We start from the raw sequence: 22,494 nt of genomic DNA on the forward strand, positions 1-22,494 counted from the left end.
ATCGCGCACGGCCTCGCGCACGAGGTCGGCTCGATCGAGGTCGGCAAGATGGCCGACCTCGTGCTGTGGCGGCCGGAGTACTTCGGCGCCAAGCCCCAACTCGTCGTCAAGAACGGCTTCCCCGCGTACGGGGTGACCGGTGATCCCAACGCGGCCACCGACACCTGCGAACCGCTCGTCCTGGGGCCGCTGTTCGGCGCGTACGGCGCCGTGCCCGCGGACCTGTCCGTCGCGTTCGTCAGCCGGGCGGCGGCCGAGTCCGGTTCCTTCGGCCGCCCGTACGACGCGCTGGCCACCCGCCGTCGCCGCGTCGCCGTGCGCGGCACCCGCGGCATCGGCCCGGCCGACCTGCACCTCAACTCGCGGACCGGCGACGTCCAGGTCGACGGCCGCACCGGCCTCGTGACGCTCGACGGGGCTCCCCTGCGCTCGGAGCCGGCCGACGAGGTGTCGTTGAGCCGTCTCTACTTCCTCTGAACACTCTCATGTCGTGATCCTGACCGAAATTTCAGTCAGAATCCTCGCCTCCTTCCCTCACCGACCGAAAAGAGAGTCCCGATGACCGGTTTCCGTATGCCCGCCGAGTGGGCGGAGCACGAGGGCTGTCTGATGGCCTGGCCCACCCGCGTGGAGCTGTGGGACGGCGTCCTCGACGCCGTGAAGGCGGAGTACGCCGACGTCGCCCGCGCGATCGCCCGCTTCGAGCCCGTCACCATGGTCGCCCCGCCCGGCCACGGCGACGACGCCCGCGCCCACTGCGGCGACGACGTCCACGTCGTCGAACTGCCCCTCGACGACTCCTGGTTCCGCGACTCGGCGCCCCTGTTCGTCCTGGACGGCGACGGCAACCGGGCCGGTGTCGACTTCCGCTTCAACGCCTGGGGCCGCAAGCACCACCCGTACGACTCCGACGACCGGATCAGCGCCCTGCTCCTGGAGCGGCTCGGCGTCGACCGCATCGCCTCCGGCATGATCCTCGAAGGCGGGGCGATCACCGTCGACGGCGAGGGCACGCTGATCACCACCGAGCAGTGCCTGCTCCACCCCAACCGCAACCCGGACATGACGCGGGAGCAGATCGAGGCCGAGCTGAAGGACCGGCTCGGCGTCGAGAAGGTGATCTGGCTCCCGTACGGCGGACTGCTCGACACGGAGACCGACGGGCACGTCGACGGCGTCTGCGCCTTCGCCGCCCCCGGCAAGGTCGTCGTCTCCCTGCCCGACGACCCGGCGCACCCGGACTTCGCCCGGATGCGCGCCAACCGCGCCGTCCTGGAGGTCTCGACCGACGCGCGCGGCCGCACGCTGGAGCTCGTCGACGTCCCGCAGACCGCCTTCGCCGAGGTCGCCGGCACGCGCGTCGAGGTCTCGTACCTGAACTACTACGTCGCCAACGGCGGCGTCGTCGTCCCCGTGGCCGGCGCGCCCCAGGACCTGGCCGCCCTGGAGGTGATCGCCGCCGCCTACCCGGACCGCAAGGTCGTCGGCGTACCGGCCCCGGTCGTCGCGTACGGGGGCGGCGGCGTCCACTGCATCACCCAGCAGATCCCGGCGGCCCGCCCCGGCAGGTGACGGCAAGGGCCCCTCCCCGGACCCCGTACCCCTCCGAGTACTCCTCCCCGACCCGCCGCCGTACCGAAAGAGAGCGCGACGATGAGCACCGCACCGCCCCCGCCCCGCGTACCGAGACGCCGCCGCCCGATCAGGACCGCGCTCGCGGCCCTGATCTCGGCCGCCGTCCTCACCGCCCTCCCGGCCTGCGCCGGCCCGCCCCGGGGCGGGGCCGACGCGACCGGCGCCTCGTACGCGCTCTCCGCCGGTACCCCCGCGCCCCGGGGGGAGATCGACTCCTTCACCTGGGCCGTGTACGCCGAACCGCCCACGCTCGACTACACGATGGCGTTCGACTACCCGCAGAACACCATCCTGTCCAACGTCTGCGAGAGCCTGATGCGCTGGACGCCCGCGCTCACCCTGGAGCCGGGGCTCGCGCGGCGGGCGAGCAACCCCGACCCGAAGACGTGGGTGTACGACCTGAGGCCCGGCGTACGGTTCCACGACGGCCGGACGATGACCGCCGACGACGTCGTCTTCAGCCTGGGCCGGCAGACCGACCCGGCGAACGCCGCCGCCTGGGCGCAGAACTTCCAGAACGTGGCCGCCATCCGCAAGACCGGCCCGCTGCAGGTCACGGTCACCCTGAAGAAGCCCGACTCGCAGTTCCCCCAGTACATGGCGACCGCCGCCGGCGTCGTCGCCTCCCGGGCCGGCGTCACCGCGGCCGGCGCCGACTACGGCACCACCGGCGGCCTCGCCTGCACCGGCCCGTTCACGCTCGGCGACTGGCAGAAGGGACAGTCGCTCGAACTGCGCCGCTTCGACGGCTACTGGGGATCCCGCGCCAAGGCCGGCAAGGTCGTCTTCCGCTTCCTCACCGACCCCTCCGCCCGTACCAACGCCCTGCTCAGCGGGGAGGTCGACGGCGGCTATCTCATCCCGACCGAGAGCTACGGACGCCTCAAGGACAGCGGCGTCGGCACCCTTTACTTCGGCGAGGGCCTGAGCACCGTCAACCTCGGCATCACGAACATGAAGGGCCCGCTGGGCGATGTGCGTGTCCGACGGGCGCTCTCGCTCGCCCTGGACCGCGCCGGGTTCGTCAAGGCGGGCCTCGGCGGTGCCGGGACCGCGACCAGCTCCCTCACCACCCGGGCCGCCTGGGCCGGCGCCTCCCCGCAGGTGCGCGAGGCGGCTTTCGCCGGACTGCCGCCCGCCGGCCGCGACATCGAACGGGCGCGGGCGCTCGTCAAGGAGGCCGGCGCCACCGGCCGGACCCTGACCGTCGCCACCAGCTCCATCGGCCAGGACGTCTCGCTGCTCGCCACCGCCGTCCAGGCGGCCGGCAGCGAGATCGGCCTGAAGATCATCCTCAAGTCCGTCGCCCCCAACGCCTTCACGGCGCTCTTCACCGACCCCGAGGCACGCGAAGGCATCGACGCCTTCCCGCTCACCTACTACGACTCCATCACCGACCCGCTCGACCTCCTGACCAACTTCAGGACCGGCGCGTACCTCAACTTCGCCGGATACAGCGACAAGCGGTACGACGCACTGGTCGAACAGGCCACCGCCGTCTACGAGAAGGACCGGCGCCTGCGCATCGAGAACGAGCTCCAGCAGCACGCCGCCGCCCAACTGCCCTGGATCCCCGTCGCGGAGTGGCCCACCGCCCTCTTCCTCAACAAGCGGATCACCGGCGCCCCGACCACGATCGCGTACATGTACCACCCGTGGGCCGCCGCCGTCGGCGCCGCGCAGCCGGGGGCCGCCCCGTGACCGCCGTCGCCTTCCTGAGGTTCGCCGTACGGAGGGTCGCCGAGATGGCCGCCACCCTCCTCGTCGCCTCGTTCGCCGTGTTCGGCGCCATGTACGTGGCGCCCGGCAGCCCCGCGAGCTTCCTCCTCTCCGGCCGTTCCGCCTCACCGGAGGCGCTCGCCGCCGTCAACGCCCGCTACCACCTCGACGCCCCGTTCGCCGAGCGCTACCTGCGCTGGCTCGGCGACATGCTCCAGGGCGACTTCGGCCGCTCCCTCACCTACCGCACCGACGTCTCGCGGCTGCTCGCCGACCGGCTGCCCACCACGCTGTTGCTGGTCACGATGGCGCTCGTGGTCGTCGTCGCCGCAGGACTCCTGCTCGGCCGGATCGCCGCCGTGCGCGGCGGGCGGACCGACGCCGCCGTGCTCGTCGCCACCACCCTCGCCGTCGGCACACCGTCCTTCGTCGCGGCCGTGCTCCTCCAGGGACTCTTCGCCGTCGAACTCGGCTGGTTCCCCAGCAGCGGCGCCGGCGAGGGACTCCTCGACCGGATACGGCACCTCACGCTGCCCGCGATCGCCCTCGCGCTCTACCTGACCGGCATGCTCGCCCGCGTCACCCGCACCGCCATGCTCGAAGCCCTCGACAGCGAACACGTGACCGTGGCCCGCAGCCGCGGCATCCCCGAACGCCTCGTCATCCGCCGCCACGTCCTGCGCAACTCCCTCGGGACGGTGCTCACGACGAGCGGTCTGATCGTCGCCACCCTGCTGGTCTGCACGATCCTCGTGGAGACCGCCTTCAGCATCGGCGGCATCGGACAGCTCCTCGAACTGGCCACCACCACCAAGGACTTCCCGACCGTCCAGGCCGTCTCCCTGATCATCGTGGCGCTGTTCATGGCCGTGAACCTGCTCGTCGACCTGCTGCTGCCCCTGGTGGACCCCCGGATCACCCTGGGAACGAGAGGGGCCGCCGCATGACCGCCGTCCTCACCCGCCGCCCCGGGCTCTCCCGGCTCACCGCCCGCTCCGGACGGTCCCCGCTCCACCTGGCCTGCCTCGCCCTCGTCGGTACGGTCGTCCTCGCTGCGCTGCTCGCCCCCTGGCTGGCGCCCCACGACCCCAACGCGGTCGACCTCGGCGCCGCGCTCGCCGGGCCCTCCGCCGACCACCCGCTCGGCGCCGACACCGCCGGCCGCGACACGCTCTCCCGGCTGCTGCTCGGCGCCCGCACCTCCCTGCTCGGACCGCTCGGCGTGGTCGCCTTCTCCACCCTCGCCGGCGTGGCCGTCGGCACCGCCGCCGCCTGGCGCGGCGGCTGGCTGGACTCCGTCCTGTCCCGCGCGACCGAACTCGTCTTCGCCTTCCCCGGGATGCTCCTCGCGATCCTCGTCGTCTCCGTGTACGGGGAGGGCCTGCTCGCGCCCGTCGTGGCCCTGGGCGTGGCCTACCTGCCGTACGTCAGCCGGCTCACCCGCTCCCTCGTCCTCGCCGAACGCGCCCGCCCGTACGTGAGCGCCTATCAGGTGCAGGGGCACTCGGCGCTCCAGATCTGCCTGCGCCACGTCCTGCCCAACATCGCCCCCGTCGTCCTCGCCCAGTCCACGATCAACTTCGGCTACGCCCTCATGGACCTCGCCGGCCTGTCCTTCCTCGGCCTCGGCGTGCCCCCGCTCACACCCGACTGGGGCCGCATGGTCTTCGACGGCCAGACCGCCGTCCAGCACGGCTACCCGCTCTCCGCGGTCCTGCCGTGTCTCCTCGTCGTGCTCACCGTCGTCGCCTTCAACGTGGTCGGCGAGCGCTGGGCCGACCGCGTCGCCAGGAGAGACCGATGAACCCACCGCCCACGCCCACGTCGCTGCCGGCCCCCGCACTCGAGGTCCGGGGCCTGCGTCTCACCCTCCCCGGCGCCCCCCGCCCCGTCCTCGACGGCGTCGACCTCACCGTCGGCCCCGGCGAGACCGTCGCCCTCGTCGGAGAGTCCGGCTCGGGCAAGTCCCTCACCTCCCGCAGCGCCCTCGGACTGCTGCCGCCCGGCGCCGTCGCCGAAGGGGCCGTGCTCGTCGAGGGCGAGGACGTCCTCACGGCCCCGCCGGAACGCCTGCGCGCACTGCGCACCGGCAGCGTCGCGATGGTCTTCCAGGACCCCCGCGCCGCCCTCAACCCGCTGCGCCGCATCGGGGACTTCCTCACCGAAGCCGCCCGGTCCGCCCGGTCCGCCGGCGCGGCGGACGAGGCCGCCGTCACCGCGCGGGCCGTCGAACTGCTGCGCGCTGTCGGGCTCGACGACACCGCCCTGCGCAGGTACCCCGGCCAGGTGTCGGGCGGCATGCTGCAACGCGTCGTCATCGCCGCCGCGCTCATGGGCGACCCGGCGCTGCTGCTCGCCGACGAACCCACCACCGCGCTCGACGTCACCACGCAGGCCGAGGTGATCGCCCTCCTCGCCCGGCTGCGCGAGAGCTTCCGTACGGGCCTGCTGTTCGTCACCCACGACCTCGACCTCGCGGCGGCGATCGGCGACCGCGTCTGCGTCATGTACGCCGGACGGATCGTTGAGACCGGTCCCGCCGACGTCCTGTTCGAGCACCCCCGCCACCCGTACACCGCGGCCCTGCTCGCCTCCACGCCCCGGTTGACGACCCCCGGCGGCCGGCTCTCCGCGATCCCCGGACAGCCGCCCGACCCGCGGACCGCGCTGACCGGCTGCGCCTTCGCGGCCCGCTGCCCGCTCGCGACCGGAATCTGCACCGAAACCGCGCCGGAAGCACTGCCGGCCCCCGGCCGGACCGACCACCTCACGGCCTGCCACCACAGCGACCGGCTCGCGGCCGCTGCCGTCGAAGGAGCGGTCGCCGATGCGTGAACCCCTGCTGCAGGCCACCGGACTGAGCCGCGCCTTCGGCGCCGTACGGGCCGTGGACGGCGTCTCGTTCACCCTGCCCGAAGGCGGCTCGCTCGGCATCGTCGGCGGCTCCGGCTCCGGCAAGACCACCACCGCGCGCATCGTCGTCGGCCTGGAACGGGCCGACGGGGGAGAGGTGCGGGTACGGGGCCGGGCCCGGCCGGCGGCCCGGACCCGCGGCCGGGAACGGCGCCTGGCCCGGGCCCGCGAGGTGCAGATGGTGTTCCAGGACCCCTATCTGTCCTTCGACCCCAGGACCAGCGTGGAACGGGTCCTCGCAGAGACCCTGCGCCTGCACTTCCCCGACCGGGACGCCGGGCCCCGCATCCGCGAACTCCTCGACCAGGTCGGCCTCGGCGCGCGCGCCGCCGACGCCCTGCCCCGCCACCTCTCCGGCGGCCAGCGCCAGCGGGTCGCCATCGCCCGCGCCCTCGCCGTCGAACCGGCCGTCCTCGTCCTCGACGAGGCCGTCGCCGCCCTCGACGTCTCCGTGCAGGCCCAGATCCTCAACCTGCTCGCCGACATCCGCGAACAGACCCCGATCGGCTACCTCTTCATCACCCACGATCTCGGCGTGGTCCGGTGCGTCACCGACGAGGTCCTCGTCATGCACCACGGCCGCGTCGTCGAGGCGGGCGCGACCGCCGAGGTACTCGCCGCGCCTCAGCATCCGTACACCCGGCTGCTCCTGGAGTCCGTGCCCCGCCCCGGGTGGAACCCGGCCCGGATCGCGGCGGCCCGCAAGGAGCTGTCGGCCCTGCAGGAATCCCCCACACAGGAGGCATGAATGATCCGAGGCATGAACCGGCGAGGCTTCCTCGTCGCCGCCGGGGCCACCGCCGCCGGCGCCGCCCTCGCCACGACCACGCAGGGCCGGGCCCGCGCCACCGCCGGCGCCTTCCGCGTACCGGTCGAGGACGCCCGGCACACCCGCACGTGGATGGCCTGGCCGGACAGCACCTCCATCTGGGGCGGCCGGCTGAGCGGCATCCAGGCGGACATCGCCCTGATCGCCCGTACGATCGCCAAGTACGAGCCCGTCGTCATGTGCGCCAACTCCGGCAGCGCCGCCAGGGCCCGCACGATGTGCGGCTCCACGGTCACGGTCATCAGCTCCGTCCCCGTCGACGACTGCTGGATGCGCGACAGCGGGCCGGTGTTCCGCACCGACGGCGCCGGCGGCCTCGACGCGATCGGACTCAACTTCAACGGCTGGGGCAACAAGCAGACCCACGCCAAGGACGCCCTGGTCGCCGGGCGGATCGCCGCCTGGGCCGGCGTCCCGTTCACCTCCGCCGGCCTGGTCGGCGAGGGCGGGGCCATCGAACAGGACGGCGCCGGAACCCTGATGGCCACCCGCAGCAGCCTGGTGAACCGCAACCGCAACCCCGGGATGTCCGAGCGCCGGCTGGAGACGGCGATGTGCGAGGCCTACGGCGCCTCCAAGGTCATCTGGTTCGACGGCGTCTACGGCCAGGACATCACCGACGACCACGTCGACGCCACGTCACGCTTCCTGGCCCCCGGCGAGGCCCTCGTCCAGATGCCCCTCTCCACGGACACCGACGCCTACGCCCGCGACGCCCGGCAGCAGTACAGCATCCTGTCCGCCTCCACCACCGCCGCCGGCGACCCGATGGACACCATGCGTCTCCAGGGCCCGGACTACAACAAGATCCGCTCCACCCACCGCGACTTCCTCGCCTCCTACGCCAACTTCTACCTCTGCAACGGCGCCGTCATCAGCGCCCACTTCGGCGACACCCGAGCCGACGAGGCGGCCCGCGCCACCCTGACCCGCCTCTACCCCGACCGCGCCGTCGAACAGCTCAACATCGACCGCCTCGGCACCGGCGGCGGCGGCATCCACTGCGTCACCCAACAACAACCGACCGCGTAACGCCTGTCCCGGGGCCCCGACCCAGGGGGCCCCGGGACAGCTGCGGTCGGCCAGGTGTGGGGCGCCTAGCCCGAGAGGGCGGACGTGAGGCTCGCCGCTGCCTGCTGGGCGAGTGATGTGTCCTTTCGGTCGGCTGCGTCGCGCAGGGCGCGCAGGGAGGTGTCGATGCGGTCCGCCTGGGCGGGGGGCGTGTCGTGCCGGACCCGGTCCCAGGTGAGTTCGAGGCTGGTGACGTCGCCGGCGATCGCGCCCGCGTCCCGGGCGGCGCCGTCCAGTGTCGACTGGCGCGCCCACAGCTCCATCCGGTCGGCCTCGACGGCCGCGAGCGGTTCGTAGCGCAGGTGCAGGTCGAGGTCGTTCTGGGCGACCCGGAGCACAGCACCGCGGACGAGCGCGGCATCGCGTGCCTTGACGGCGGCGGTGAGCGAGTCGAGGTCCCGGTCCATCTGCCGGATCAGCAGCTGGGGCACGCGGTCGGCGGCCCGGTACGTGTCCCAGGCGGCGCGCGCCTTCGCCACGGTCGCGTCGGTCGCCCCGGCGTGTGCCGCGCGGACCGCCGCCGAGAGGGCCGCGAGCTCGGCGGGGACGGGGCCAGGGGTGACGTCCGTCGGTACCGCGAGAGAGACCGCCTCCAGGTCGGCGCCGGGCCGGCCGGTGGAGAACTCGCCGTACCCGGGGGCGAAGACCTTGTCCTCGCGCGTGCCGTCCATGTGGAGCTCGGTCACGGTCATCGCGCCCTTCACAGGCCCGTACGGCCCCGGGACCGTCTGCCCGACGGCCTTGACGGTGACCTCCTCGAAGACCACCTCCGGAGCGTTCTCCGGCCGGTACACGTCACCGGTCCTCGGTTCGGCGGGCATGATCATCGCGGGCGGTCCGTTCTTCCCCGCCAGCCAGGTGCCGCCGGTGTCCGCGACCACCCCGTTCTCGTAGTTGAAGACGTCCTCGCCGAGGTACCAGACCGATCCGTCGTCGGCCTGCGCGAACCAGTCGAGCGCGACCTCGTGGATCCGCCCGTCCGAGAAGGCCGTGTACTGGAGCGTGCGCGCGCGGATCTCCTCGCCGTTCACGTTGACGGTCTTGATGTCGGGCAGCAGGGTGAACTCGGTGCGGAAGGGCTTCCCGTCGACCTGACCGCCGTAGATGACCTGCTGGACCTCCGAACTGGGGTGGAGCGGGTTGGTGATGACGGTCGGCCGGCTGAACACGGGCGTGCCCCGGTCGACCCGGTCCTGCTCCGGGGCGAGCGGCAGGCACGCGTCGGTCTTCTTGCCGGTGTTGCCGTCCACGACCCGTACACAGTCCGTGCCCGTGCCCGTGCCCTCCGAGGGGGGTCCGCTCGCGGCTCCGCCGCCGACGGCGCCGGCCGTGCACGCGCCGGTCGCGAGGGCGGCGGCCAGGGCCGCGCTCACGGCGGCCGCCGGACGTCTGCTCCGCATGTGCCGCATGTTCCTCATGGCTGCCTCCTCTGCCGTGGCATCGACGCTGCCATCCGGGGCCTGAAGGGAGCCTGAACGGAACTGAATCACCTTTCAGGGACGGTGATCCGGCCTCAGGCCCGCAGGTCCGGTCCCTCCGCCGGGAGCACCACCTCGAAGCGGGCTCCGCCCAGCCGCCCGTCGGTCACCGTCGCCGTACCGCCGTGCGCCGCGACCAGTTCGGCGACGATGGCGAGCCCGAGACCGCTGCCGACGGCGTTGCCCACGCTGCCCACGTCGCCCTCGCGGGCTGCCGAGCGGGCCCGCGCCTCGTCGAGGCGTACGAAGCGTTCGAAGACCCGCTCGCGGTCCGCCGCCGGCACGCCCGGTCCGTCGTCCTCCACGCCCAGCACCACCCGGCCGTCCGGCTGCTCGGCGAGGTCGAAGGCGACCTCGGACCGCGCGTACCGGACCGCGTTGTCGCCCAGGTTGCGCACCACCCTGCCCAGGCCCCGCGGGTCCGCCCGACGCCGCGCCGGCGACACCCCGGCCGTACTGATCCGCAGCCCGGGCGCCGCCCCGCGCAGCCGGCGCGCCTCGTCCAGGACCAGGTCGTCGAGGTCCACCGGCCGCAGCCGGGGGCGCAGCGCGTCCTCGTCGGCACGGGCGAGCAGCAACAGGTCGTCGACCAGCCGCTGGATCCGCAGATCCTCCTCCAGCACGGTCCTGACCAGCCGTTCGCGTGTCGCCCGGTCTTGCAGCCGGTCGGGGTGGGCGAGCGCGACCTCGGCGTGCTGGCGGATGGACGCCACCGGGGAACGCAGCTCGTGCGAGGCGTCGGAGATGAACCGGCGCTGGGCGCTCTGCGCCCGTTCGAGCCGGTCCAGCATGCGGTTCATCGTGGTGGCGAGGCGTGCGATCTCGTCGCGTCCGCGCGGCAGCGGCACCCTGCGGTGCAGCTCCGCCGCCGAGATCGCCTCCACCTCCGACCTGATGGCCGCCACGGGCGCCAGCGCCCGCCCGACCGCCATCCAGGTCGCGCCGGCCGCCACGAGCATCAGCAGCGGCAGCCCCACGAGCAGCAGCCGGGTGACGATCCGGGTCGACTCCTCGACCGCGATCAGCGCCTGCCCCACCAGTACGGTCAGGTCCCCGCCCGGCCTTTGGGCGGCCTCCGCCACCACCAGGAACCGGTCCTCGTCCAGCGGTGTGATGACGGTGGACTCGGAGCCCTGTCGCGGGTCGGCCAGGGCCGGCAGTTCCTCGACGTTCGCGCTGCCCGCGACCACGTCTCCCCGGGAGTCCAGGACCTGGACGAACTGTTCGTCCGGTGCGCTCACGGTCAGCGACGGCACCCCGCGCCCCGACTCGATGACGGCGGCCACCTGCTCGGCCCGCGCCCGCGCGGCCTGCCGTACGTCGTCGGTCAGTTCGGCCCGCAGCAGGGCGACCAGGGCCACCGCCCCCGCGACCAGCCCGACCGCCACGACGAGGACGGCCGCCACGGTGGACCGGAATCGCACGCCCATCGCCGTCTACCCTCCGTCGGGGGCCAGGCGGTAGCCGCAGCCTCGTACGGTCTCGATGGACGCCCGGCCGAAGGGCCGGTCCAGCTTGTTCCTGAGGTGCCCGACGTAGACCTCGACGATGTTCGGGTCGCCCTCGAAGGCGTCGTCCCAGACATGCGCGAGGATCTCGAGCTTGGACACGGTCTCGCCGCGCCGGCGCAGCAGGAACTCGAGGAGGGCCAGCTCGCGGGCGGTCAGCTCGACCCGTACCCCGCCCCGCGACACCTCCTTGGCCGCCGGGTCGAGCCGCAGGTCACCGGCCGTGAGGGCGGCGGGCCGCTCGCGCGGTTCGCGGCGCATCAGCGCGCGCAGCCTGGCCAGGAGCACGGCGTACGAGAACGGCTTCGTCAGGTAGTCGTCGGCACCGGTGTCGAGGCCCTCCACCTCGTCCCACTCGCCTTCCTTGGCGGTGAGCATGAGGATCGGGGTCCAGTTCCCCTCGGCGCGCAGGGTGGCGCAGACGCGGTAGCCGTTCAGGCCGGGGAGCATGATGTCGAGGACGATCGCGTCGTAGGCGTGCTCGCGCGCCCGCCACAGGCCGTCGGTACCGTTCAGGGCGACGTCGACGGCGAAGCCCTCCGCCTCCAGGCCGTTGCGGAGCCCCTCGGCGAAGCGCTCTTCGTCGTCCACGATCAGAACCCGCATGTCCTGATTGTGACCCGCGTCACCTGAACCGGAGCTGAAGGGCGCGCGGCACCGCCCACAGCCGCCGCTTCGGCCTCGGTGGAAGATCAGCTCATGCCGGGCTTCGAGGGGAACCGCGAAGACCCCGGCCGGGACGCGACGGTCCCGGCCGGGGTCTTCCTTCATGTCGTACAGGCGTGAGGCGTGGATCTCTAGCCGACGACCGGCAGCCCCAGGAACTTGGCCGGAGCCAGCTCGAGGAACTTCGACATCGCGAGGTCCAGCCGGGTCGCCTCGGGGGTACCGGGCTCGGTCGCCAAGCTGCGGAACGTCAGTTCCAGCGCCCGGTCACCGTCACGGACCAGGAGCGTGGTGATCCGGGCCTGCTGGCCGACCGGACCGGCGAGCATCGTGCGCATCAACGCCTCGTCGCCGAACCTCTGCTCCACCTGGAGCGGCTTGCTCGGGTCATCGGCCGGATCCACCACCTGAACGGGAATCTCCTGATCGCCGAAGCTGATCGTCCAAGCGGCGCACAGGGCGTACACCTCTCGCATCTCGGCCATCCAGACGGCGGCGGCTCCCGCTTCCCGCTCCGAGATCCCCTCGTCCACGACGATCGAGGAGTCGGTGCTCGCGAACGAAGTCCTGACCTCTCTCGCGGGCTTGTCGTTGAACGCCCGGTTCAGAAGAGCCGTGCCTTCCGGGGTCGGGCCGGTCATGGGCGGCGGGTCTTCGTCGGACGACGGCGAGTCCAGCTCGGTGAAATCGTCCAGGCCCGCCTTGGGCAGATCCGCGGCCCCGACCAGCAGCCGCTCAAGGTCCTCGGACCGGGCGGTCGAGGACGACGGCGAATTCTCGGATGCGCTCACAAGTCTCCCTTTTCAAGCGACAGATCCCAGGCCCGACGCTTCGCGTGCCAAGCACGATGATCAACAAGACGATCATGGCACTCGGACGGGTGCGGACGCGCGCCTTTCCGCGTGTGCATCACCGGAAGACACAGCGACGAGCTCTCTGAGTGGTGGCACCGTCCAAGAAGACGGTCGAGAAAGGGACGACGCCGTCGCGGTACCGCTCTGCCGTGCGGGGATCATGTCCGTCCCGCGAACACCGCCGTCCGTCGCGGGCCTACAGCGGGCGCCGGCCGGATACCTAATGTCGTCCCCGAACCCGGCCGCACTCTGACCAGTTGGGACGTAGGAGGAAGACAGTGACGACAATGTGGGGGACGGCCGATCTCACGGCCCTGGCCGGCCAGTACGCCGAGAACGGGTACGTGCTCGTCAAGGGGTTGCTGAGCAGGGAGGAGGCGGCGGTCTACCGTCAGTGTGCGCACGATGCGCTGGCCACGCTCGACGGCGACGAGAACGCGACGTGGGACTCGGCGGCAGGCATCGCGGCCGGAACGCCGACCCGGCTGCAGCACCTGCATGACGTGCAGTTCCACTCCGCGGCGTTCTCCCGGCTGTTGACGGACGAGCGCTTCACCCGCGTCGCCGCGGCGGTGCTGGGCGGGCCGAACGTACAACTGCACCACACCAAGCTGTTCGTGAAGCCGCCGGAGAACGGGTCGCCGTTTCCTCCGCACCAGGACCACCCGTTCTTCCCGCACACCCACCACCGCGTCGGTGCCGCGATCTTCCACCTGGACGATGCTCCGGAGGAGAAGGGCTGTGTCCGGGTCGTGCCGGGCAGCCACCGCCAGGGGCCTCTGGAGCACGTGGAGGACGGCGGCTATCACCTTCCCGACGTGCCGTTCGACGCGACCGTGCCGCTTCCCGCCGAGGCCGGTGACGTGCTCTTCTTCTCCTACTTGACCGTCCATGCCTCCGGTGTGAACCTCAGCGGCGAGGCGCGCACCACCTGGCTGGTGCAGTTCCGGGATCCGGCGGATCCGCCGGCGATCAGGGCGCACGAACACTCACGGGGACAGGGCATGATGCTGGCCGGTGCCGACCCCACGGGCAGGAGAACCGCTTGAACCTGAGGAATGTGGCGGACGCCGGCTCGCTCACCGAGCTGAGCGGTGTGCTGCAGACCTGCCGGGCAGGGGCCTTCCAGGCCGACTTCTTCAGCTGGGGCTTCTACGAGACGTCGCCATGGCGCAACTACTGGCACCGGCACTCCTTCTACGAGGTGTGCCTCGCCTACAGCGGCGCCGGGCGGTTCAGCATCGCCGGAGAGCACCATGACGTCGGTGCCGGTGACGTCTTCCTCGCCCGGCCCGGTGACGTGCACGAGATCGAGTCGAGTCACACCGACCCCCTGGGCATCGCCTTCTGGAGTTTCACTCTGCGGGCGGGGAAGGACGGCCCCGGGCCGGGGGAGCGGGGCTGGTGGTCCGGGCTCACCGACCCTGCCCTGCCCACGGTTTCACGGCGTATCGGTTCGCTGCCGTCCCTGATCACCGCGCTCGCCGAGCATGCGGCACCGGTACGGTCCGGTTACGAGTCCGTACTGGCCGGTCTCGGGGCCGCGCTCGTGGTGGACACCGCGCGGGCCTTCGCGGACGAGGACGACCTGTGTACGGGCTCGCCCGCGGTGAGCGTGCTGCCGCCCGCGGTGGCGGCTATGCAGCGCTACCTGGCCGACAACCTGTCCCGGCCCGTGACGGTCCGGGACGTCGCGGCCGCCGTTCACCTGTCGGAACGCCATGCAGAGCGGCTGTTCCGGCACGAAACCGGTGGCTCGTTGATGGCGACCCTGCGCCGGATGCGGCTCGACCTGGCCGCGGTTCTGCTCCTCGACACCGGCACCACGGTGACGGAAGTGGCCCAGGCCTGCGGATATGCCGACGTCCGTGCCTTCAGCACCGCGTTCCGACGCCTGTACGGCCACTCGCCCCTTGCCCACCGTGCTCTCGAGGGCACGCTGCACCTGTGACTCAGGCCGTCCGGCGAAGCCGGATCAGCGAGCTGGCGTAGTCGCCCTCGGGCAGGGCCGGGTCGATGCCGTGTCGGGCCAGGACGGCGCCGCTGTGGGTGGTGCCTTCGTCCAGGTCCAGGTACCGGGCCTCGGGGTCCAGGGCCGGCAGGGCGAGTGCCGTGGGCGGGTGGCCGAAGCGGGTCGTGGGGCGCCAGGCGAGGACGGCGTGTTCGGCGCCGTCCTCGGAGGCGTAGTGCATGCCCGTGACGCCGCCGGGGCCGCTGAGGCGGTGCTGCCGGCCGTGCTGGACGAGGGGGCGGATCTCCTTGTAGCGGGCGACGAGCCGCGCCGCCTCGTCGAGTTCCTCCTCGGACCAGTGGGTGAGGTCTCCGCCGAGGCCGAGCGCTCCGGCCATCGCCACGTGGAAGCGGAAGCGCAGGGGGGTGGCGCGGCCGGTGGTGACGTTGGGGCTGTCGGTGACCCAGGCGGCCATGGTCTGCGCGGGGAAGACCTGACTGAAGCCGTGCTGGATGCCGATCCGGTCGACGGCATCGGTGTTGTCGGAGGTCCAGGCCTGGTCGGTACGGGCGAGGATGCCGAGGTCGACCCGGCCGCCGCCGCCCGCGCACGCCTCGATCCGCAGGCCGGGGTGGTCGGCGCGCAAGCGGTCCATGATCCGGTACACGGCACGGGTGTGGTCGATCCAAAGCCGGTCGGGGTCGGGGTGTCCGGGCCAACCCGCTTCGGTGACGACCCGGTTGGCGTCCCACTTGAGCCAGTCCACCGCGTTGTCGCGCACCAGCCCGTCCAGGGTGCGCAGCACCCACGCCTGGACCTCGGGGCGGGCGAAGTTCAGCATCAGCTGGTTGCGGAGCTCGGTGGCGTCCCGGGCCGGTGTGTGGACGACCCAGTCGGGGTGGGCGCGGAAGAGGTCGCTGTCGCGGTTGACCATCTCCGGCTCGACCCACAGCCCGAAGTCCATGCCCAGGCCGTGCACTTCGTCGGCGAGCGGCCGCAGGCCGTCGGGGAAGGCGGAGGGCCGGGGTGTCCAGTCCCCGAGGCCCGCCCGGTCGCTGGTGCGTGCGCCGAACCATCCGTCGTCCACGACGAACAGCTCCGCTCCCACGCGTGCGGCGAGGCGGGCCAGGTGCAGCTGGCCGGGGTGGTCGACGTGGAAGCCGGTGGCCTCCCACGAGTTGTACAGGACGGGCCGGTCCCGGTCGGGGAAGGGCAGCACGTGGGCACGGATGTACGTGTGCCAGGCGCGGCTCGCGGCGCCGAAGCCGCCGCGGGTGTACAGGCCGGCGAAGACCGGGGTGCGGAGCGTCTCGCCCGGGCCGAGGGTCCAGCAGAGCCCTTCGTGGCCGAAGCCGCCGGTCCAGGTGGTGCGGCCGACCGGGTCGCGGTGCACGGTGACGCGCCAGCTTCCGCTCCAGGCCAGGGCGGTGCTCCAGACCTCGCCGTCGTCCTCGCCCGCGGTGCCGTCGTCGAGGGCGAGCCACGGGTTGGCGTGGTGGCTGGTGAGGCCGCGGCGGCTGGTGAGGACGGTCTCCGCGACAGGGAGCCGGTCGCGGTACAGCTGGAACTCGCTGTTCCAGCCGCCGACGAGGTGGCTGAGCCGGTAGTCGGGCAGGGCCGGCGCCGTCCAGGAGGCGGAGTCCAGCCGGTCGACCGTGATCGGGCCGTCGACCGCGGTCGGACCGTCGACCGTGATCGGGTCGTCGACCGCGACCGGACCCGGGTACTCGGTCCCGGTGTGGGTGAGTTCCGTCCAGCGTTCGATGACGTCGCTGTCGGGACGGACCCGGTAGCAGAGCTCGGCGGCCAGCGGATAGCGGCGGTCGACCAGGCGCAGGCGCAGCTCGCCGCCCTCGACGCGGTGGCCGGCGAAGTGCCATTGGGCGCCCCGCGTGCCGTCGGCGAAGCGGACCTGGAGGCCAGCCGGCCCGAAACGTGCTCCGGTCTGCGGCGCCAGTTCGTCCGGTGCGGCGTCGGCCTCGAAGCTGCTCGCCGCGGGGGAGGCCGCGTCGGGGAGTGCCTGGAGCTCTTCGGCGTCGAGGACGGGCCCCCAGTGCAGATGCCGGGGGCTGTCGTCGGCGCCGATGCGTACGGCGTACATGGTGTGCGGGGTCCGGAGGACCGCGAGCCCGAGGGCGCGGTCGAACGAGACGGTCGAGGACGTTCGAGGCACGAGTGGTCCCAGGGAGAGGTCGAGCGAAGGTGAGGATCGGCGCGCGGCGGAGGGGCGGCCGTCGTCAACGCCCCCGAAGAGGCACGGAAGTGAGCCGAGAGTAGGGTCGCCGCTCTCCGAAAATCAATACTGGACGAACTTATTTATTTACCGGTACGTTGCCGCCGTGTTTCCGAAGCAATCAAGGCCGCTGGTTTCCGCGCCGGCCGAAACCGCCATCCTGAGCCTGCTGTTGGCCGAGAGCCCGCTCAGCCGGGTCGAGCTGGCCCGCCGCACCGGACTCTCCTCGACCGCGGTGACCAAGGCCGCCAGGCCGCTGATCGACGACGGCTACCTGCACGAACTCCCTCCGGAGCGCACTGCTCCAGGGGCCGGACGCCCGGTGAACCCGCTGTCCGTCACCCCTGACCGGGAGTTCTTCGTCGGGGTGAAGATCAGTGCCGACATGCTGTACGGCACGGTGTGCGATCTGCGGTCCCGGCCCCGCGTCCACGCGAGCCGACCGCTGGACGACCGCGGCCCGACGGCCGTGTGCGCCCTGATCGCCGACCTCGTCGACGAACTCCTCGACGCGGAGCCCGAGTTCCGCGCCCGGACGCGGCACGTGGGCATCGCCGTCTCCGGTGACGTCGACCGGCCCGGTGGGCTCGTGCGCTACTCGGTGCTCCCCGGCTGGCGTGACGTGCCGCTGGCCGAGACCGTGGCCCGCGCCACGGGGCTGAACGTCGCGATCGCCAACGACGTCAAGGCCCTGACCGTCGCCGAGCACTGGTTCGGCGACGGCATCGGCACCGAGTACTTCGCACTGGTCACGATCGGCGCCGGCATCGGCTCCGGGATCGTCGTCAACGGCCGGCTGGTCGAGGGCGCCTACGGGGTGGCCGGTGAGATGGGTCACATCAGTGTCGATCCGGCAGGCCCGCGCTGTCACTGTGGCTCGACCGGATGCGTCGAGGCGATCGCTTCCAGCGACGCGATCCTCGGCTCGGTACGCCGGGCCACCGGCCGCACGGACCTCGACTTCGACGGCACGGTCCGCCTCGCCCGCGACGGAGATCCCGCCGCACAGGAGGCCTTCGCCCGGGCCGGCAAGGCCATCGGGGTCGGCATCGCCAACCTCGTCAGCCTCGTGGGGCCCGAACGCGTCGTCGTCACCGGCGAAGGGCTCGACACCTACGACCTCTTCGGCGTGCACATCAAGGAGGCGTACGCCGCGCACTGCTTCAAAGCGGCCGCGAAATGTCCGCTGACCCTGACACCCCTGCCCTGGGAGGAATGGGCCCGAGCCGCCGCCGTCGTCAGCATCCAGGCGCTCTTCCCCTGAGGACGCCGCGGACCCCGACGAAGGGGCACCTCATGATCGCCGCATGACCGGAGACCCGATCAGCGGCCCACGTCTCCGACGTGACCGATGTCCGTCACCGCCTGCCAGCCGTGAATGTCGGACACCGGCCCCGCCGGACAACACAACCCGTACGCTCCACCACCACGCAAGGAAGCGACATGAGCGCACAGAGAGCCCAGCTTAGCCGGAGAGGATTCCTCGGCGGATCCCTCCTCTTCGTCGCCGGGGCGGCGATCGGCTGCAGCACCAACCCGACCGGCGGTTCCTCGTCCGGGGCGAAGACCACCCTGAACGTCTGGTCCCACGCCTACGGCGAGGCCGGCACCCAGCAGGCCCTCAACCGCTACGCCGCCGCGTTCACCAAGGCGAACCCGGACATCGCGGTCAAGGTCACCTGGGTGCCCGGCGACTACACGGCCAAGCTCAACGCGTCGCTGCTCACCGACGCGGCCCCCGACGTCTTCGAGCACGGCGACTTCACCCAGGGGCTCGCCCGGCGCGGTCAGGTCGCCGCGCTCGACGAGCAGTACGGCAGCACCAAGGCCGACTTCACCCAGAGCAACCTCGACCGGGTGACCGTCGACGGGAAGCTCTACGGCGTCAAGATGATCGACGACGTCATGATGCTGTACTACCGCAAGAGCGTCCTCGCCAAGGCGGGGATAGCCCCGCCCCAGACCTTCGACGCCCTCGTCGCTGCTGCAAAGGCGTTGACGACCAAGAAGAGCAAGGGGCTGTTCGTCGGCAACGACGGCATCGGCGACACCCACATCCTCCAGGTGTTCTCCAACGGCGGCCAGCTGGTCGCCGACGGCAAGGTGGGCTTCGCCACGCCCCAGGCCGTCGAGGCCGTCACGGCCCTGAAGCGCCTGCACGACGACAAGTCCCTGCTGCTCGGCTTCACCACCGACTGGTGGGACCCCGCGGCCTTCGTCCAGGGCGTCGCGCCGATGCAGTGGTGCGGACTGTGGGCCATGCCCGCGATCGAGAAGGCTCTCGGCGACGACTTCGGCATCCTGCCGTGGCCCGCCTTCAAGGCCGGCGGCACTCCGGTCATGCGGGTCGGCGGCTGGACGAGCTGCGTCAACGCCAAGGGTAAGAACGTGGACGCGGCCAAGAAGTTCGTCCAGTGGCTCTGGATCGAGCAGACCGAGCACCAGAAGGACTGGTCCGAGAGCTACGGCTTCCACGTCCCGCCCCGCAAGTCCGCCGCCGCCTCGGCCGACAAGCTCACCAAGGGCGCCGCCAGGGAGACCGTCGTGCTGGCCGCGAAGTACGGCGCGCAGAACCCGAACACCTGGGACTCCGCGTCCGGCACCCCGTTCGCCGCCGCCGCCGCGAAGATCGTCGCCGGCCAAGGGGACCCCGCACGGCTCCTCGCCGACGCGGCCGGGAAGGCGCAGAGCGCCGTGGACAAGCAGCTGACCTGATGAACGCGACCTCGCACACCGTTCCACGGTCCGAGCGAGCAGGGCGCCCCGCGGACACTCCGCGGGCCCCTGCCCGGCCCCGCCGCCGAGCCGACCTGCGCACCTGGGCGGTGTTCGCCCTGCTCACCGCCCCGATGCTGATCGGCCTCGGAGTGTTCAAGTACATCGCCATCGGCTGGAGCCTCCTGCTCAGCCTCAGTGACGCCCAAGGCACCATCGCGCTCGGGGACTGGGTGGGGCTCGACAACTACCGGCAGCTGTTCGGCGACGCCGTCTTCCGGACCTCGCTGGTCCAGATCCTGCTCTTCACCCTGTTCATCGTGCCGGTCACCTTCGCCGCCTCGCTCGGCCTCGCGCTGCTTGTGCACCGGATCCGGCGGGGCCGGGCCGTCCTGCGGACCGCGTTCCTGGTCCCGGCCGCCGTCAGCTACGTCGCGGCGGCGCTGGTGTGGAAGATGTCGCTGTTCAGCGGGATGCCGGCGGGCATCGCCAACATGATCGGCGGCTGGTTCGGGATGGAGTTCGTCCCCTGGCTGCAGACCGACACGCCCCCGCTGTACTTGATCGCCCTCGTGACCCTGCGGCTCTGGCTCCAGGTCGGCTTCTACATGGTGCTCTTCCTCGCGGGCCTGCAGGCGATCCCGAAGGAGGTATACGAGGCCGCGGCCCTGGACGGAGCCACCGGGCTGCGTCTGCTGCGCCGAATCACCCTGCCGATGCTGCGCAACACCTCGGTGGCCGTCCTGATGCTGCTGTTCATCGCGGCCTTCCAGGCGTTCGACGAGTTCTACAACCTGTTCGGCAGCGGTCTCTCCGGAACGGGCACCGCGCCGGTGAAGACCCCGATGATGTACCTCTACGACACCGCGATGAGCGCCCAGAACTACGGTCTCGGATCGGCCGGGGCCTTCGTCCTCACGGCCCTGATCGTCGGAGCGACGCTGATCCAGGGGCGGATCACGGGCCTCGGAAAGAGCGAGGAGTGAGCCCGGTGGAGACTCTACGAGAAGGGGTGCGTGGCCTGCGACGCCCCGCACGCGGCCTGCTGGCCGGAGTCCTGATGGTGGTGTTCCTCAGCCCGTTCTACCTCATGCTGCGCAACGCGCTGATGGACACGCGGACCCTGACGGCGCCGGAGTGGACCTGGTGGCCCTCGACGATGCACTGGGAGAACTTCACCTCCCTGTTCAGCGACCCCGCCGTGCACATGGGACAGGCCCTGGGCAACTCCCTGCTGATCGCCGTGATCACGGCCCCGTTGTCGACGCTGCTGGCCTCCGCCACCGGATTCGCGCTCGCCCGCATCCCGGTTCCCGGACGCGGTGTCGTGCTCGGCCTCGTCCTCGCCACGCTGATGATCCCCGGCTCGGCCACGTTCGTACCCACGTTCGTCGTCGTGGGCTCGCTCGGCGGAGTCAACACCCTGTGGGGCCTCATCGTCCCCGGACTCTTCAACCCCTTCGCGGTCCTGCTGTTCCGCAACTTCTACCTGCAGCTCCCCCGGGAGCTCGAGGAGGCCGGCCGCCTCGACGGTCTCGGCTGGCTCGGCATCTACCGCCGGATCGCGCTGCCGACGTCCGGCGCGATGCTCGCCTCGCTCGGCGCGCTCGCCTTCATCGACAGCTGGAACGCCTTCCTGTGGCCCCTGGTCATCGGCCAGGACCCGTCCGCCTGGACGGCGCAGATCGCCCTGTCCACCTTCCTCACGGCGCAGACCATCAACCTGCCCGGCCTGTTCGCCGGTGCCGTCGTGACCATCACCCCACTGGTGGTCATGTTCCTGGTCGCTCAGCGCCACATCGTCGAAGGCATCGCCCACACCGGCCTCAAGGGCTGACGGCGGCCCCTTCGGCCCCCGACTCCGGACCGCCGGTCCGGTGAATGCAGTACATGCAGTACCTCCTTCACACCCCACATCTTGGAGGACAGCACCATGAGATCACCCATATCCGCGGGCCCGCTCGGGGCGAACGTCGCCCGGGCCCTGACCGCCGCGCTGGCCACGGGAGCGCTGGTGTTCAGCGCACTCCCCGGTTCGGCCGTCGCCGTCGTCCCCGCCGCCGCGACCGGCGCCCCCGTCGCGCTGACGGGGCCCCAGCTGGCGGCCTCCTGGACCGGCCCGCTGAGTACGCGGGGCCGGTACATCGTCGACGCGAAGGGCAACCGTTTCAAGCTGAAGGCCGGCAACTGGGCCGGTGCCCAGGGCACGTGGGAGGGCAGCGGCAGCGAGAGTGACGTGGCCGAGCACCAGGCCGACCAGATGTCGAACAACATTCCGCTCGGTCTGGACCGCACCCCGATCGCCAAGATCCTCGCGGACTTCCACGCGCTGGGCCTGAACACCATCCGGCTGCCGTACTCCGACGCGATGATCGCCGACGAGAGCACGGTGCCGAGCGACGCTGTCGCGGCCAACCCGCAGCTGGAGGACAAGACCCCGCTCGAGGTCTTCGACGCGGTGGTCAAGGCGCTGACGGACGACGGGTTCGCGGTCATCCTCAACAACCACACCACCACCTATCGCTGGTGCTGCGGCCTGGACGGCAACGAGCGCTGGAACACCAGCCAGTCCACCGAGGAGTGGATCGACAACTGGCTGTTCCTGACGGAGCGCTACAAGTCGAACAAGCGAGTGGTCGGCGCGGACCTGCGCAACGAGGTCCGCCGGGACTGGAACGACGACCCCAACTGGGGCTGGGGCAACGAGCACGATCTGTACGAAGCCTTCCAGAAGGCCGGGAACAAGATCCTCGAAGCCAACCCGGACCTGCTCATCATCATGGAGGGCATCAATTGGCAGGGCATCCCGCAGGGGATGTTCCCGCACGGCCGGCCGACGCTCGCCCCGGTCCGCAATCTCTCCAACACGCTGATCCACTCGGGCAAGCTGGTCTACTCGGCCCACTTCTACGGCTTCACCGG

General features: G+C 71.8%; 20 protein-coding genes. 15 read left to right on the forward strand and 5 right to left on the reverse strand.

Annotation, left to right across the window (positions count from 1 at the left end; all coding sequences use genetic code 11):
* The 8 genes from ACGFMM_RS35390 to ACGFMM_RS35425 all read left to right on the forward strand — a co-directional run.
* The coding region (locus ACGFMM_RS35390; RefSeq protein ID WP_393650599.1) for an amidohydrolase family protein at nucleotides 1-477 on the forward strand (477 nt) is incomplete at its 5' end.
* Nucleotides 478-558: 81 nt separating this feature from the next.
* Nucleotides 559-1,572, forward strand: coding sequence for an agmatine/peptidylarginine deiminase (locus ACGFMM_RS35395; protein ID WP_393650600.1), 1,014 nt, complete (start codon nucleotides 559-561; stop codon nucleotides 1,570-1,572).
* 81 nt (nucleotides 1,573-1,653) lie between these two features.
* On the forward strand, nucleotides 1,654-3,336 hold the full coding sequence (locus ACGFMM_RS35400; RefSeq protein ID WP_393650601.1) for an ABC transporter substrate-binding protein: 1,683 nt from the start codon (nucleotides 1,654-1,656) through the stop codon (nucleotides 3,334-3,336).
* On the forward strand, nucleotides 3,333-4,301 hold the full coding sequence (locus ACGFMM_RS35405; protein WP_393650602.1) for an ABC transporter permease: 969 nt from the start codon (nucleotides 3,333-3,335) through the stop codon (nucleotides 4,299-4,301). Before ACGFMM_RS35400 ends, ACGFMM_RS35405 begins: the two co-directional genes overlap by 4 nt.
* Nucleotides 4,298-5,158: an ABC transporter permease gene (locus ACGFMM_RS35410; protein ID WP_393650603.1), complete on the forward strand. Its 861-nt coding sequence runs from the start codon at nucleotides 4,298-4,300 to the stop codon at nucleotides 5,156-5,158. Before ACGFMM_RS35405 ends, ACGFMM_RS35410 begins: the two co-directional genes overlap by 4 nt.
* Nucleotides 5,155-6,189 (forward strand): ABC transporter ATP-binding protein, encoded by a 1,035-nt coding sequence (locus ACGFMM_RS35415; protein ID WP_393650604.1) that lies wholly within the window; start codon nucleotides 5,155-5,157, stop codon nucleotides 6,187-6,189. Before ACGFMM_RS35410 ends, ACGFMM_RS35415 begins: the two co-directional genes overlap by 4 nt.
* Nucleotides 6,182-7,015, forward strand: a complete 834-nt coding sequence (locus tag ACGFMM_RS35420; RefSeq protein WP_393650605.1) for an ABC transporter ATP-binding protein — start codon at nucleotides 6,182-6,184, stop codon at nucleotides 7,013-7,015. Before ACGFMM_RS35415 ends, ACGFMM_RS35420 begins: the two co-directional genes overlap by 8 nt.
* 12 nt (nucleotides 7,016-7,027) lie before the next feature.
* On the forward strand, nucleotides 7,028-8,128 hold the full coding sequence (locus tag ACGFMM_RS35425) for an agmatine/peptidylarginine deiminase (RefSeq protein ID WP_393650606.1): 1,101 nt from the start codon (nucleotides 7,028-7,030) through the stop codon (nucleotides 8,126-8,128).
* 65 nt (nucleotides 8,129-8,193) lie between these two features.
* Here ACGFMM_RS35425 and ACGFMM_RS35430 read toward each other — a convergent pair whose 3' ends face one another.
* From ACGFMM_RS35430 to ACGFMM_RS35445, 4 genes are all read right to left on the reverse strand, one after another.
* Nucleotides 8,194-9,585 (reverse strand): hypothetical protein, encoded by a 1,392-nt coding sequence (locus ACGFMM_RS35430; protein WP_393650607.1) that lies wholly within the window; start codon nucleotides 9,583-9,585, stop codon nucleotides 8,194-8,196.
* A 95-nt stretch (nucleotides 9,586-9,680) separates the two neighbouring features.
* Nucleotides 9,681-11,075, reverse strand: a complete 1,395-nt coding sequence (locus ACGFMM_RS35435; protein ID WP_393650608.1) for a sensor histidine kinase — start codon at nucleotides 11,073-11,075, stop codon at nucleotides 9,681-9,683.
* A gap of 6 nt (nucleotides 11,076-11,081) precedes the next feature.
* Nucleotides 11,082-11,759, reverse strand: coding sequence for a response regulator transcription factor (locus ACGFMM_RS35440; protein ID WP_393650609.1), 678 nt, complete (start codon nucleotides 11,757-11,759; stop codon nucleotides 11,082-11,084).
* A gap of 191 nt (nucleotides 11,760-11,950) precedes the next feature.
* Nucleotides 11,951-12,610 carry a hypothetical protein gene (locus tag ACGFMM_RS35445; RefSeq protein ID WP_393650610.1) on the reverse strand — a complete coding sequence of 220 codons (660 nt, stop codon included), beginning with the start codon at nucleotides 12,608-12,610 and terminating at the stop codon, nucleotides 11,951-11,953.
* Nucleotides 12,611-12,960: 350 nt separating this feature from the next.
* On the opposite strand from ACGFMM_RS35445, the gene ACGFMM_RS35450 reads away from it, so the two are divergent.
* Together ACGFMM_RS35450 and ACGFMM_RS35455 are read left to right on the forward strand one after the other, a co-directional pair.
* The gene (locus ACGFMM_RS35450; protein ID WP_393650617.1) at nucleotides 12,961-13,722 is read left to right on the forward strand and encodes a phytanoyl-CoA dioxygenase family protein; all 762 of its coding nucleotides are present in this window, start codon (nucleotides 12,961-12,963) and stop codon (nucleotides 13,720-13,722) included.
* Complete coding sequence (locus ACGFMM_RS35455) at nucleotides 13,719-14,624, forward strand: helix-turn-helix domain-containing protein (RefSeq protein ID WP_393650611.1); 906 nt, start codon at nucleotides 13,719-13,721, stop codon at nucleotides 14,622-14,624. The genes ACGFMM_RS35450 and ACGFMM_RS35455 overlap by 4 nt, the downstream gene beginning before the upstream one ends.
* 1 nt (nucleotide 14,625) lies before the next feature.
* Here the strand turns inward: ACGFMM_RS35455 and ACGFMM_RS35460 are convergent, their stop codons facing one another.
* A complete protein-coding gene (locus ACGFMM_RS35460) occupies nucleotides 14,626-16,725 on the reverse strand; it encodes an alpha-galactosidase (protein WP_393650618.1) in 2,100 nt (699 codons plus the stop codon).
* 238 nt (nucleotides 16,726-16,963) lie between these two features.
* Between ACGFMM_RS35460 and ACGFMM_RS35465 the strand changes: the two genes are divergently transcribed.
* The 5 genes from ACGFMM_RS35465 to ACGFMM_RS35485 form a co-directional block, all read left to right on the forward strand.
* Nucleotides 16,964-18,121, forward strand: a complete 1,158-nt coding sequence (locus ACGFMM_RS35465; protein WP_393650612.1) for an ROK family protein — start codon at nucleotides 16,964-16,966, stop codon at nucleotides 18,119-18,121.
* Between the two features lie 179 nt (nucleotides 18,122-18,300).
* The gene (locus ACGFMM_RS35470; RefSeq protein WP_393650613.1) at nucleotides 18,301-19,572 is read left to right on the forward strand and encodes an ABC transporter substrate-binding protein; all 1,272 of its coding nucleotides are present in this window, start codon (nucleotides 18,301-18,303) and stop codon (nucleotides 19,570-19,572) included.
* Complete coding sequence (locus ACGFMM_RS35475) at nucleotides 19,572-20,558, forward strand: carbohydrate ABC transporter permease (RefSeq protein WP_393650614.1); 987 nt, start codon at nucleotides 19,572-19,574, stop codon at nucleotides 20,556-20,558. The genes ACGFMM_RS35470 and ACGFMM_RS35475 overlap by 1 nt, the downstream gene beginning before the upstream one ends.
* 5 nt (nucleotides 20,559-20,563) lie before the next feature.
* On the forward strand, nucleotides 20,564-21,409 hold the full coding sequence (locus tag ACGFMM_RS35480) for a carbohydrate ABC transporter permease (protein WP_393650615.1): 846 nt from the start codon (nucleotides 20,564-20,566) through the stop codon (nucleotides 21,407-21,409).
* Nucleotides 21,410-21,505: 96 nt separating this feature from the next.
* Nucleotides 21,506-22,494 (forward strand): glycoside hydrolase family 5 protein (locus ACGFMM_RS35485; RefSeq protein ID WP_393650616.1); only part of this gene is annotated, 989 nt, incomplete at its 3' end.

Origin of the sequence: Streptomyces sp. NPDC048604 (assembly GCF_043199435.1) — a bacterium.
In the GTDB taxonomy this organism is placed as follows: Bacteria; Actinomycetota; Actinomycetes; order Streptomycetales; family Streptomycetaceae; genus Streptomyces.